The sequence below is a fragment of the Emticicia sp. C21 genome, from assembly GCF_003418935.1.
Taxonomy (GTDB): Bacteria; Bacteroidota; Bacteroidia; order Cytophagales; family Spirosomataceae; genus Emticicia.
This window is the reverse complement of sequence record NZ_QVMT01000024.1, coordinates 22,123-35,611: the sequence shown is the minus strand read 5'-3', so window position 1 is coordinate 35,611 and position 13,489 is coordinate 22,123. Positions and strand designations below refer to the sequence as shown.

7 protein-coding genes are annotated in these 13,489 nt (G+C 38.1%); 3 read left to right on the top strand and 4 right to left on the bottom strand.

All coding sequences use genetic code 11. The features are described 5' to 3' along the window. Nucleotides 1–5,994, bottom strand: a 5,994-nt coding sequence (locus D0T08_RS27075; protein ID WP_116985890.1) for a collagen-binding domain-containing protein, incomplete at its 3' end; no start/stop codon positions are given. Between the two features lie 807 nt (nt 5,995–6,801). On the opposite strand from D0T08_RS27075, the gene argH reads away from it, so the two are divergent. After that, nucleotides 6,802–8,157, top strand: coding sequence for an argininosuccinate lyase (gene argH / locus D0T08_RS27070; protein WP_116985892.1), 1,356 nt, complete (start codon nt 6,802–6,804; stop codon nt 8,155–8,157). 75 nt (nt 8,158–8,232) lie between these two features. Here argH and D0T08_RS27065 read toward each other — a convergent pair whose 3' ends face one another. After that, nucleotides 8,233–9,312, bottom strand: coding sequence for a glycoside hydrolase family 130 protein (locus tag D0T08_RS27065; RefSeq protein WP_116985889.1), 1,080 nt, complete (start codon nt 9,310–9,312; stop codon nt 8,233–8,235). 85 nt (nt 9,313–9,397) lie between these two features. Here D0T08_RS27065 and D0T08_RS27060 point away from each other — a divergent pair, with 85 nt between their 5' ends. Both D0T08_RS27060 and D0T08_RS27055 read left to right on the top strand, forming a co-directional pair. Beyond that, nucleotides 9,398–10,186, top strand: a complete 789-nt coding sequence (locus tag D0T08_RS27060; RefSeq protein ID WP_147322854.1) for a cyanophycinase — start codon at nt 9,398–9,400, stop codon at nt 10,184–10,186. Between the two features lie 70 nt (nt 10,187–10,256). Continuing rightward, the gene (locus tag D0T08_RS27055) at nt 10,257–11,462 is read left to right on the top strand and encodes an AIR synthase-related protein (protein ID WP_116985887.1); all 1,206 of its coding nucleotides are present in this window, start codon (nt 10,257–10,259) and stop codon (nt 11,460–11,462) included. Nucleotides 11,463–11,521: 59 nt separating this feature from the next. On the opposite strand, the gene D0T08_RS27050 is transcribed toward D0T08_RS27055, so the two are convergent. Both D0T08_RS27050 and D0T08_RS27690 read right to left on the bottom strand, forming a co-directional pair. Further along, a complete protein-coding gene (locus tag D0T08_RS27050; RefSeq protein WP_116985886.1) occupies nt 11,522–12,970 on the bottom strand; it encodes an RNA polymerase sigma factor in 1,449 nt (482 codons plus the stop codon). A 257-nt stretch (nt 12,971–13,227) separates the two neighbouring features. Further along, complete coding sequence (locus D0T08_RS27690; RefSeq protein ID WP_158561360.1) at nt 13,228–13,386, bottom strand: hypothetical protein; 159 nt, start codon at nt 13,384–13,386, stop codon at nt 13,228–13,230. Nucleotides 13,387–13,489 lie beyond the last annotated feature (103 nt).

Below are 13,489 nucleotides of genomic sequence, written 5' to 3'. Positions count from 1 at the left end.
GTTATTGGCTGTTGCGCCTGTGCCACCACTTGGCGACCAGCTATAAGTGTATGGTGCTGTTCCTCCTGTTGCAGTTACTGTCGCACTACCATCATTCCCGCCGTTACATTTTACATCTACTTTCGTAACTATAGCTGCTAGCACTGTAGGTTGTGTAATTGTAATAGTTGCCGTGGCTGTACAACCTTTGCTATCTTTAACTGTTACAGTATAAGTATTAGGAGCAAGGTTAGTAAAATCATAAGAATTGGCAGGAGTGGAAGTAAACGTTGTTCCATTAATACTGAATGTATATTGAGGTGTTCCGTCTGAGCCCGTAGCTGTTATCTTTCCATCATTTTTGCCATTACAGGTCACATCAACTTTTGTCAATGTTACTTTAGGTGCTGGTATTACTTCAATTGTAATATTTGCAGTTGATTTACAAACACCTGTACCACAAGTAGCTGTAAACGTTGTAGTTACTAAAGGATTAAATACTACGGAATTACCTGTTTTTGTGCTTCCACCACCTGTCCAGGTAAGTGTAGAGGTACATCCGGTTGCAGTAAGTGTAATTGGTGAACCTGCACAGATAGGGTCGCAATTTGTTCCCCAGTCAATAGTTGAGTTAAATTTCTGATAGTGTACTTCACCACCATTCATTGCAAATGATTTTGCAATCACTTGTCCGTCAATATTTGAACTACTGTTTTTCGTTACATCAGCATTAGGGGCAAACAATGTCCCTTTCATAGTCGTGCTTGAATTCGAAACAGTAAGATTTGTTGCATTATAGAAGTTCCAGATAATAAATTGGCCATGTGCATCGCCAATACCTGAAAGATTTGGAAGCGTTAATACGAAGCTTCCTGCTGCATTTACATTAATTATAAGTGGTTTTGATGCATCAGGTGCATTATTGAATACAATTGTTGAATAGCCATTTAATTGTGCACCTGTCAGGTTCCAGATATTTGAACCTGCTTGTAAAGTAAGTTTCGGTTGAGTTGTATTACCCGGATCAAATGTTGGTGTAACATTATTAGCCAAACCACTCATTGAAGTAGCTGATGACTGGAAGCTGGTAAATGCGTTAGCGAAATTGATGCTACCACAACCATTTTGCCATGTACCTGCTCCCTGTCCTGTATTGATATTAATAGCTGGAGTCTGGTTGATAGTACCTCCTGTGATACGGGCGTTTCCTCCATTAGGATAGAATGTCGAACCTGTGATATCACATACCTTAGCAAAACCACCACCATTCACATTCACACCATTACCTGAAGTGTAAATAATTTTACCTCCTGCGTAAATGTAAGTTAAGTTTCCACCTACAGTTGGTAAGGTTGAATAACCACTTGGATTATTACCTGTAATATTGGTTGTACCTTTTAGTTCGATACTTCCACCTGCAGCTATTCCATTATCTACATCACCTGATGCTAATGCTACGCCATTTAAAGTAAACACGTTAAATCCTAAAGCAGAAGCTGTAGGATTGCCAGAGCTTGAACCAGGAGTACATGTTGTGATAACAATAGGATCAGTTGGTGTTACTGTTATTTGTTGAGACGCAAGGTCACTGGTACAGCCTGTCCTGGTTAAAGTACAAGTTACTGTATAAGTTGTTGTTGATGTAGGATATACCGTAATGCTACTTGTTGTTTCACCTGTTGACCATAATAATGTGCCATCTGTGCAACCAGAAGCTGTAATAGTAGCACTTTCTGCCGGACAGATAGATGATTTATCAACTGTTAAAGATGGCTTATTAGGTAATTGATTCACATTAACTGTACCAGTCGCCGTAGCTTTACAAGTAGTAGCTAAAGTACAGGTTGCTGTATAATTTGTGGTTGTTGTAGGGCTAACTGTTAAGGTAGAACCTGTTGCTCCTGTATTCCATGTTACAGTTCCTGTACAAGTAGTTGCAGTTAAAGTCGCGCTTTTCCCGACACATATTGTTTTACTATCAACAGCTATGGTTGGTTTTGGATTAACAGTAACTGTACCTTGTGCGGTAGCCGTACAATTATAAGAATTAGTACAAGTAGCTGTATAGGTTGTTGTTCCGGAAGAAATTGGTGTAACTGTTATGGTCAAACCAGTTGCACCTGTATTCCAGGTTACTGTACCGCTACAAGTAGTTGCTGTTAATGTGGCACTTTCACCTAAACAGATTACTTTCGAGTCAACTACTACAGTTGGTTTCGGTTTATCATCAATTGTAGTTGTTATAGTTTTAACACAATTAGTGGCATTTTTATCTCTGATACGGATAGTATAATTGCCTGCTCCTAATCCTGTAAATATGTTTGATGCCTGCCAGTTGGTACCATCTTTACTATATTCGTAGCTACCGCTACCACCTGTTGCCGTTACTGTAATTTTACCATCAGTTTGTCCACAAGTTAACGGAGTAACAGATAATGAACCATCAACTGCTTCATAACAGGTTTTGATGATAACATTATCAAACTTCAATGCTCTTCCACTTGCATATCCAACTACTCTGATTTTAGTAGTACCATTTGGCGCTACCATTGAAATAGGTGCAATAGCTACTAGGGAAGTTCCGTTATAAGCATTTGTGATAGTTGCTTTCGGAGATGTTCCAATAACGACATTACTTGAGTTCAGAAACTCAAAATAAATCTGTGCTATTGCCGGGGCAGATTTACTATGTGTTGCAGCTAAAGCATTCAATATATAGGTTTTACCAGCAATTACACCATTAGTAATATCCTGATAAGCCTTATATTCTCCCGAATTATCAGCATTATTTAATATAGCAAAGCCTCCGTTAGTCCCATTCGTTGAGCGGTCGAAAGAACCATTTGTTGGGGTCCATTCAGTCAGGTTAGAATCGAAACCACTGTTCCTTACTAAATTATCAGACTCACAAACACAAGGGATACAAGTAAGAGTTGTCGGTAAACTTTTCTTACATGATGCACCGCTTGTATTGGCATCTCTTATATATATAGTATAAGTACCGGCAGCCAGACCCGTAAATACGTTAGAATCCTGCCAGGTTGAATTGTCTTTGCTATACTCGTATTCTCCACTACCGCCTGTGGCTGTTACAGTAATAGAACCATTATTCTGATTACAGATTGGATTAGCTTTTACTAACGAACCATTGATCTCATCATAACAGGTAGTAATCTTAACATTGTCAAACTTCAAGGCTCTTCCGTTGGCGTAGCCTACAAATCTGATTTTTACAGCGTTTGCAGGAGCTACCATTGAGATTGGGGCAATGGCTACCAATGTTCCGTTGTAAGTATTAGTAACAGTAACTTTTGATGAAGTACCGATTACGGTATTGCTTGAGTTTAAGAATTCAAAGTAGATTTGTGCTATAGCCGGAGCAGATTTACTGTGCGTAGCTGCTAAAGCATTTAATGTATAAGTTTTGCCAACTATTATACCATTGCTGATTACCTGATAAACTTTATAGTCACCAGTCGCATCGCTATTATTTAAAATACCGAAAGCTCCGGTAGAGGAGCCAGTTGAGCGTTCTAAACCACCATTGCTTGCTGTCCAGTTATCTAAGTTCGTATCAAAGCCACTGTTCAGAATAAGATTATTTGAGATACAAACGCAGGAAATACAAGTTAAGGTAATCTGAACACTTTTCTTACATGATGCACCACTTGAGTTAGCATCTCTTATATATATAGTATAATTACCAGCGCCTAAGCCAGAGAATACATTAGAATCCTGCCAGGTTGAATTGTCTTTACTGTATTCATATTCTCCGCTTCCACCTGAGGCTGTTACAGTAATAGTACCGTCGTTCACATTACAGGTTGGATCAGCTTTTGCTAACGACCCATCAATTTCATCATAACAGGTAGTAACCTTAACATTGTCAAACTTCAAGGCTCTTCCGTTAGCGTAGCCTACAAATCTGATTTTTACAGCGTTTGCAGGAGCTACCATCGAAATTGGAGCAATGGCCACTAATGTTCCGTTATAAGTATTGGTAACAGTAACTTTTGATGAAGTCCCGATTACGGTATTGCTTGAGTTCAAAAACTCAAAGTAGATTTGTGCCACAGCCGGAGCCGATTTACTGTGCGTAGCAGCTAAGGCATTTAGTGTATAGGTTTTACCTACCATCACTCCATTACTGATTACCTGATAAACTTTATAGTCACCAGTTGCATCACTATTGTTTAAAATACCGAAAGCTCCGGTAGAGGAGCCAGTTGAGCGTTCTAAACCACCATTGCTTGCTGTCCAGTTATCTAAGTTCGTATCAAAGCCACTGTTCAGAATAAGATTATTTGAGATACAAACGCAGGAAATACAAGTTAAGATAATCTGAACACTTTTCTTACATGATGCACCACTTGTATTAGCGTCTCTTATATATATAGTATAATTACCAGCGCCTAAGCCAGAGAATACGTTAGAATCCTGCCAGGTTGAATTGTCTTTACTGTATTCATATTCTCCGCTTCCACCTGAGGCTGTTACAGTAATAGTACCGTCGTTCACATTACAGGTTGGATCAGCTTTTGCTAACGACCCATCAATTTCATCATAACAGGTAGTAACCTTAACATTGTCAAATTTCAAGGCTCTTCCGTTAGCGTAGCCTACAAATCTGATTTTTACAGCGTTTGCAGGAGCTACCATTGAGATTGGAGAAATAGCTACTAAGGTTCCATTATAAGTATTAGTGATTGTAGCTTTTGAAGAAGTCCCGATTACAGTATTACCTGAGTTCAAAAACTCAAAGTAGATTTGTGCCACAGCCGGAGCCGATTTACTGTGCGTAGCAGCTAAGGCATTTAATGTATAGGTTTTGCCAACTGTTATGCCAGTGCTGATTACCTGATAAACTTTATAGTCACCAGTTGCATCACTATTATTTAAAATACCGAAAGCTCCGGTAGAGGAGCCAGTTGAACGTTCTAAACCACCATTGCTTGCTGTCCAGTTATCTAAGTTTGTATCAAAGCCGCTGTTCTTAATAAAGTTATTCGAGATACAAACACAGGAAACACAAGTTAAGGTTGCTGGTAAAGTTTTCTTACAGGCACTTGCACTTGTATTAGCATCTCTTACATATATATTATAAGAAGCAGCCCCTAAGTTTGAAAATACATTTGACGATTGCCAGTTTGAATTATCTTTGCTATATTCATACTCTCCGCTTCCGCCTGAAGCTGTTACGGTAATACTACCATCATTTACATTACAGGTTGGATCAACTTTTACTAATGAAGCATTGATTGGCTCATAACAAGTAGTGATTTTAGGATTATCAAATTTCAGCGCTCTACCGTTACTATATCCTACAAATCTGATTTTGGCTGTATTAGCAGGTGCCACCATTGAGATAGGGGAAATAGCAACCAGTGTTCCATTATAAACATTAGTGATTGAAGCCTTTGAAGAAGTTCCAATTACGGCATCACTTGAATTTAAAAACTCTATGTATAATTGTGCTAAAGCTGAACCGCTTGAAGTTCCATGAGTGGCTGCAACAGCATTTAGTGTATAAGTCTTTCCGACTGTTACGCCATCAGTAATAACCTGATAAACTTTATATCCGCCAGATATTGTTTTATCACTATTATTTAATACCCCGAAATTCCCAGTCGAAGCACCGGTACCTAAGCTCCACTCTCCATTCTGTGGTGACCAGTTAGTATTAATGCCTGAATCAAAAGCACTGTTCTTGACCAGATTATAAGACTCACAATCACAGCCTGTGACAGGAGCTTTTTTGGCATATACTACTGAGGTAGAAAACCATGTTAATAATACCAGCATAAAAGCTGAAATAGGTCTTACCCAATAAGTAGACTTAGGCTTTCTATGCCGTGTTTCATGAGTAACCGCAGCAGGTGATAATACACCTTGAGGAATCAAGGCTACTGGTATCTCAGAAAGTAAAAGGTTGAGTAAAGTGAATGGCAAATAGGAATCCTTTCCAGAAATGAAAGTTTTGCAAACACCTGTAAACCAAGATGTAAAATTTCTCATGGTAATTGTAATAGTTACACTCAATAGTAAATTTTATACTCAATAATGACCTTGTTGGGTCGGATTTATGCACTCAAAAAAAGAATCAAAACAGTATTTCAGAAAGTTAATAGCATACTTCCATAAACTGTTTTGTGGTACATAATACTACGAGTACAATGGGCTTGAAAGCAAATTGTGAAGAAACTTTAGCAGAACAGACACGATTATCCATTAAAATCAATTTTTCTAAAACCCATAGGGTTTCAGATTTTGAAATTGACAGAAGGTTAAAAATAGAAGAAACAGATGCAATGCATCTACCTATACAGGTATAATTTTTCTTCATCGTGTAAAATAGTAAAGGTTCACTCAATAGTAAAAATGTATCTGGAATTCAAATATAAATATAGGTATTCTTTCTTATGTTGTAATAAGACGATAATAATTGGTAAACGTCACAAGGCAGGCTCACTATAGCAATTATTATTCTTTACTTTTTGAAATTAGAAAAAACTCAGTAAATATTTAACACATAAATATACGGTGGCATAGTATTTGTGATACCAAAAGCGGGATTTAACTAAATCCGTGCCAAAGCAATTCTTTACTGATATTATTTCTATTCTATATAAAAACCCGTAGAAATAGCTCTTTTTCACTCAATATATTCACGCTACATTTGGGTTTGTGCAATCGTTGTATTCTAGATAGTGCAAAAATCGTGCTAAAAACGTTGCACGTATAGGCATTTATTAAAAATCTTATAAAATTTTATTCCCAGCGCTTTTCATCTTTATATTTGTGTTCAAATCAAACACCTACATTGTGAAACTCTGGCAAAAGGAAAGCAGTAAAAATACTTCAGAAAATAACGTAATTGAAAATTTTACAGTTGGGCACGATCGTGAGATGGATTTGTACCTGGCTGAGTTTGATGTACTCGGTTCCATGGCACACGCCATCATGTTAGAATCAATTGGCTTGCTCGAAGCCGATGAGTTAGGGAGTCTCTTAAAAGAGTGTCGAAAGATATACAATGATATTGTAAATGACAAATTTTCGATTGAGAAAAATATCGAAGATGTACACTCGCAGGTAGAATGGCTATTAACTCAGGCACTTGGAGATGCTGGCAAGAAAATCCATAGCGGCCGCTCACGCAATGATCAGGTATTGGTAGATTTGAAATTATTCATGCGCCATCAGGTACGAATCATCGTGCAGAAGATTGAAGTAGTGTTCAGACACTTAATTGAAAAGAGCGAACTACATAAAGATTCTTTATTGCCAGGCTATACTCACTTGCAGATTGCGATGCCATCTTCTTTCGGACTATGGTTTGGGGCTTATGCCGAAAGCCTGGTTGATGATGTGAATATTTTGCAGGGAGCCTATAAAGTTGTTAATAAAAATCCATTAGGTTCTGGCGCAGGTTATGGAAGTTCTTTTCCGCTAAACAGAACGCTGACAACTGAGCTCTTAGGTTTTGACGACCTTAATTATAATGTAGTATATGCACAGATGACAAGGGGCAAAACTGAATACGTAGTTCTATCGGCATTGACTTCATTAGCCACTACCCTATCGCGTATGGCTATGGATATTTGTTTGTATAATTCACAGAACTTCGGATTCCTGACTCTACCTGATGATTTTACTACAGGTAGCAGTATCATGCCACACAAGAAGAATCCGGATGTGGCTGAGTTGCTCAGAGCTAAAGCCAACCGGTTGAAAGGACTACCAACAGAGCTGGCTTTTGTGACAAGCAATCTGCCCAGTGGCTACCATAGAGATATGCAGATTCTGAAAGAAATCCTGATGCCCGCCTTCGATCAGATAATTGAATGTCTGGATATTACGGCAATGATGCTGCCCCATATTCAGGTAAAAGAAGATTTGCTGGCAGATAAAAAATATGATCCGATTTTCTCAGTTGAAAGAGTGAATGAACTAGTAATGCAGGGCTTACCTTTCAGAGATGCTTATCTGAAGGTAAAAGATGAGATTTTCGGAGGCACTTATGAAGCATCCAGAGAGCTAAACCATACCTTAGAAGGTAGTATTGGGAATTTGTGTAATGGTGAAATTGTACAGATGATGAATAATGTTATCAAAAGCTTTGAATTCGAAAAAATAGATGCGGCATTTGAGAAATTATTGAATTGGGGAGAGCAGTAATAAGGCTATACTATACAATATATAAGGGGCAATTTCTGAATCAGAATTGCCTCTTATATATTATATATGGTTCGATTATTTCTTATCGCTAATGGCTACTGCAATTTTCGAATCGGCTGTTCCATAGTACAAAAACCAACGGTCTTTAAAGTTTACCAGGCCTTCAACAAAAACTACATTGTTTACTTGTCCGGTTAATTCATAAGGTTTATCAGGTTCAAAGAAGAAAGTTTTAGAACGGTCAAGAATCTTAGTCGGATCGTTTTTATCGAATAATACCTGTCCGGCTCTGTAGGCGTTCTTTGTATCGGTTGCTTTATTCTGGAAACCCTTGTTAGCACTATTATATATTAATAGAATACCTTTATCAGTGATGAAAGCTGCCGGGCCTGATTCTACCAACCAGCTATCAAAATTATCGTCTCTAGGTTTCACAATTGGTTTTGGTTTACCATCCTCACCTTCAAGAATTGTCCAGTCTGTCAGGTTATCTGAACTTGCCAGGAAAAGGTTAGTATCTCCAAAATACATCCAGTATTTACCATTGATTTTTTTGGCAATGAATTTCTCGTTTACTTTTTCGCAGATAATCGCTCCCGACTTCGACCACAGGCTTTCGTATTTAGCATCTTTAAAAGCTAAGCCCTCTTTTTTCCAGGTTTGCAAATCAGGTGAGGAGGCTACACATAATCGGGCTGTCTTGCCATCGTAGGCTGTATAGGTCAATATATATTTACCATCGACTGTTTCTACCAGACGCGGGTCCTCGCAACCTCCGGGATATTCATATTTTTTCATGAAATCTTCTGTCGGATAAAACACAGGCTTTGGCTGACGGGTAAAATGAATGCCATCTTCGCTCACAGCTAAACCTAAGCGAGAAGTACCATCTACCACTTTCAGTGTATCTTCGGCTCTGTACAATAGATACACTTTTCCGTCTCTTACTACTGCCGATGGGTTATAGACATCTTTTGCCTCCCAATTGATGGTTTTCTTTAAGATAGGGTCATCGAAAGTGGTGGTGTCATTAGCCGATAAAACAGGGTTGTCGGCGTCTTGCTTTACAAAAGGTATGAGTTGCCAGTCTTGTTGTTCGGTTTTATTTTCGCAGGCGGCTAAACAGACAGAAAGAATGAAAAGGTATTTTTTCATAGATTTGTATTGTCGGTTGTATAAAAGTTGAATAATAGTGTTGTATCCTACTTCCAAATATATAGACAATCTTAATAAATCTGAAATGCTACGATTAATCTTTCTCTTCTCTCTCTTATTAAGCACTCCTTTACAGGCACAAGAACGTTTAATTATGATTGGCGGTGGTAAACGCACACCTGATGTGCTCACGAAATTTATTGAATTAAGCGGTAAAGAAAATGGCAAGATACTGGTGATTCCCTGGGCGAGTGGCGAGCAGGATGCAAGCTTTGAAGCATTTAATAAAGATATTATAGGGCTTTCAAAAATCAAGGTTGAAAAAGCCTCTTTGTCTCCACTGACACTTGAAACAAAGGCTTTATTTCTGAATCAGTTAAAATCAGCCACGGGTATATTTTTTTGTGGTGGAGACCAGACCAGAATCATGGCAGTTTTGCAGGATGTGGAGCTATTCAACGCCTTGCATACCCAATACAAAAACAAAGTGGTATTTGCTGGAACAAGCGCCGGAACGGCAATTATGAGCCAGAGAATGATTACAGGCGAAGGAGATTTTAAGGTAATTGATGGCTCAAAAGTAGAAATCAAAAAGGGTTTAGGGCTCCTGACAAATATCATTGTTGACCAGCATTTTATCAAACGCCAGAGACAAAATCGTTTGATTGGTCTGATATTCCAGAATCCTGAATTATTGGGGGTGGGCATTGATGAGAATACTGCATTATATGTTGAAGGAAATAAGATAGCCGAGGTGATGGGCGAAAGTCAGGTAATGATTTTTGAAGCACAAAAGAGCCGCAATGAAATGAAATTTCTGCTATTGGAAAAAGGAGAGAAATTTGATTTAGAAAAACGGAAACGAGTAAAATAGTTGAAACCATAGATTTATTTCGGCAGGCAAAAGACATTTTTCTTACCTTTGCACCAAAAATCAATTATAGATGAGTACCGACCGTTATATGCAACGCGGCGTTTCTGCCGCCAAAGAAGATGTTCATAAGGCTATTGAAAAGCTTGACAAGGGATTATTCCCAAAAGCTTTTTGTAAAATTTCACCTGATACTTTAGGTGGAGACCCAGACTATTGTAACATCATGCATGCCGACGGCGCAGGTACAAAAACTTCTCTGGCCTACCTTTATTGGAAAGAAACAGGTGATCTATCGGTTTGGAGAGGTATCGCACAGGATTCTATCGTCATGAATACAGATGATTTATTGTGCGTGGGTTCTGTAGGACCCATGTTGATTTCGTCTAGTATTGACAGGAATAAAAACAAAATTCCTGGAGAAGTAATTGCTGAGATTATTAATGGCACAGAAGAGTGTTTAGAAATGCTTCGCAGCCATGGAATTGAGATATATAGCACTGGCGGAGAAACAGCTGATGTGGGTGATTTGGTAAGAACAATTGCTGTAAACAGCACGCTGATTGCCCGCATGAAAAGAGCTGATGTGATTTCTAACGACCGCATAGAGGCAGGTGATGTGATTGTAGGCTTGGCTTCCTATGGACAAGCCACTTATGAGAAACAGTACAACGGAGGTATGGGTAGCAATGGATTGACCTCTGCCCGACACGATGTATTGGATAAAATCTATGCCGAAAAATATCCTGAGAGTTTTGATGGCGATATTGACTTCTCGTTGGTATATAGTGGTAAAAAGTCGTTAACTGACGAAACAGCCACAGAGGCATATAATGCGACACTTGATAAAGAAACGCTGGATAAATTGCCAGATGTTGGTAAACTCATCTTATCTCCTACCCGTACATACGCTCCGGTTGCCAAAGTGTTGTTAGATGAGCTTCGCCCACATATTCACGGGATGGTGCATTGCAGCGGCGGTGCACAAACCAAGGTACTGCATTTTATTGATAAGCTCCATGTAATTAAAGATAACCTCTTTCCGATTCCTCCTTTGTTTAAAATGATACATGAGCAAAGTGGTACCAGCTGGCAGGAAATGTATAAGGTATTTAATATGGGGCACCGTTTAGAAGTATATTTACCCCAACAATATGCGCAACGCATTATCGAAATTGCTCAGTCTTTTAATATTGACGCCCAGATTATTGGTCGCGTAGAATCGTCTGAAACCAAGCAGGTGACGATTAAAAGTGAGTTTGGGAAGTTTGTGTATTAAGATATTTAACATATAGTTATAGAGCCAGTTTAAACGATTTTGAACTGGCTCCATTTCTACTATAGCTTAATTATTTCAACAGCGCCATTTTTCCCTTTCTCACCGTATTTCTGGATGGATTTATTGATACTTAATGATTTTATAGAATAGTCGCCATCTGAAAGTTTTATATCTTTATCGAGAGGAGCTTCTTCTCCATCAATCAATAAATAATATACTTCGCCCAAAAAAGAAATAGTACCTGTTGCATTAAATTTATCCTTTCCGAATTTTGCTCTCATACCAATACCTTTCATATAAACGTTATGATTTTTTGATGACCACGTTATTTTTGAGGCATTAAAAGTCCCCTCGCCCTCTTTTCTTTTGATTGTAGATTCGTTTTTGGGTTCTTGAATCGGTTCTTGAAATTGAACCTCAGGCAATTTGAAACGTGAGCTGAGATCGGGAGTTAAGTTTTTTGAAGAATCAAATCCCATACTGGCTGCTCCTGCTAATAGTAATGCACCTACTGTGTTTAACCTTTTCATATCTGTATTATTTAAATTGTTTTCATCAGTTATGATGGGATTATCCGCAATAGTTGCACTTAAAGAATCATTATTTTGTAATTTATTTGATTTAACTAGGTTGTTGTTTTCAAGAATGTCTGTACTATCCTGATTATCCGTCTTTGCATCCGTTCCTGTTATCAATTCAGTAGCTTTTAGAGTATCTGCTAAACCATTATCTGCTTCAACTTTGGCTTGTTGTTCCAAAAAAATAATAACTGTAAATAAACTTACAGCTACACTTCCCAAAGCAATACTTGAACCAATAAAACTTTTTGAAAAAACAGGATAAGGATTGAATTTTGGAATGGTAATCTTATGAGCATTGCTGACATCCATTTTCAATAAATTCATTGGCTTCATTTCAAAATCAAAAAAAACTTTCTGGTAGGTTTTATCTATATTCCAGAGTTTTATTGATAAAAATATAGCCCATACCGTTTGCTTTCTCTCTTTTTTCTCTAAAAGTAGCTTTCTGATTTTTTTTCTTGCTCTTGCTAAATGAGATTTTGAAGTGCTTTCGTTGATACCCAACTCCTGCGAAATTTCAGCATGACTGAATTTATCAATCACAAAAAGATTGAATACCATTTTATGGTGTTCAGGCAATTGGTCGATGGCATCTAACAATTCTTCCTTACTGAAATCCCTCTCCAATACATCTTCGTTTGCGTTCATGTTTTCATTTTCATATTGTATCCATTCATTATGATACTCTTTTTTCTTCTGGTCTCTTAAATATTGTAATGCCTCATTCACCGCTATCTTTCTGAGCCAGGCATCGAAATGGCCTTCCCCTTTATAAGTTGATGATTTATCAATAGCATGCAGAAAGGCATCATGGGCCAAATCTTCAGCAATCTGCTTATCTCGCACATAGCGATAGCAAACACCAAGCATTTTACCAATGTTTTGCTTATAGGTAGTTTCCCAGAAATTCTGCGTCGGTTCTGTCATTTTAGATTTTGCTTTACACTATGATGCACAAAACTGAAAAGGTGACAGTGGAAGATACAATTTTTTTATATAAGCTGACTCATAACCGCAAAACATTACTGTCCTCATTCAAAAAGGTTGCCCCCATACTGGTAACCTTTTCCGATGCCGTTATAGGGGTTGGTATTTGGGAACCATCACTGTCCTCTTTCAAAAAGGTTCCCACCATATTGGTCACCTTTTCCGATGCTGTTATAGTGGTTGGTATTTGGGAACCATCACTGTCCTCTTTCAAAAAAGGTTCCCACCATATTGGTCACCTTTTCTGGCTCCATTTTCGTGGCTGGTACTTTCATAGCCTCTGAAACTATCTGCTGATTTGTATAGCTAATGGCCCTTTTAAATAGGCTCGATACTTTGTAAATGGACCAGTTCATAGTAATTTTATTATGCTGACAGCTAGTTGTAAATGGTAAGCCTAAACTAAGCTTCCCTAAATTTGTTGTTTTGAATTTTGTTTTCAAAAAGTTTTTGGAGGTT

Coding starts and splice junctions, on each gene's coding strand:
- D0T08_RS27060 (WP_147322854.1), top strand. CDS start 9,398: ATGCTACGATTAATCTTTCTCTTCTCTCTCTTATTAAGCACTCCTTTA.
- D0T08_RS27050 (WP_116985886.1), bottom strand. CDS start 12,970: ATGACAGAACCGACGCAGAATTTCTGGGAAACTACCTATAAGCAAAAC.
- D0T08_RS27065 (WP_116985889.1), bottom strand. CDS start 9,312: ATGAAAAAATACCTTTTCATTCTTTCTGTCTGTTTAGCCGCCTGCGAA.
- D0T08_RS27690 (WP_158561360.1), bottom strand. CDS start 13,386: ATGAACTGGTCCATTTACAAAGTATCGAGCCTATTTAAAAGGGCCATT.
- D0T08_RS27055 (WP_116985887.1), top strand. CDS start 10,257: ATGAGTACCGACCGTTATATGCAACGCGGCGTTTCTGCCGCCAAAGAA.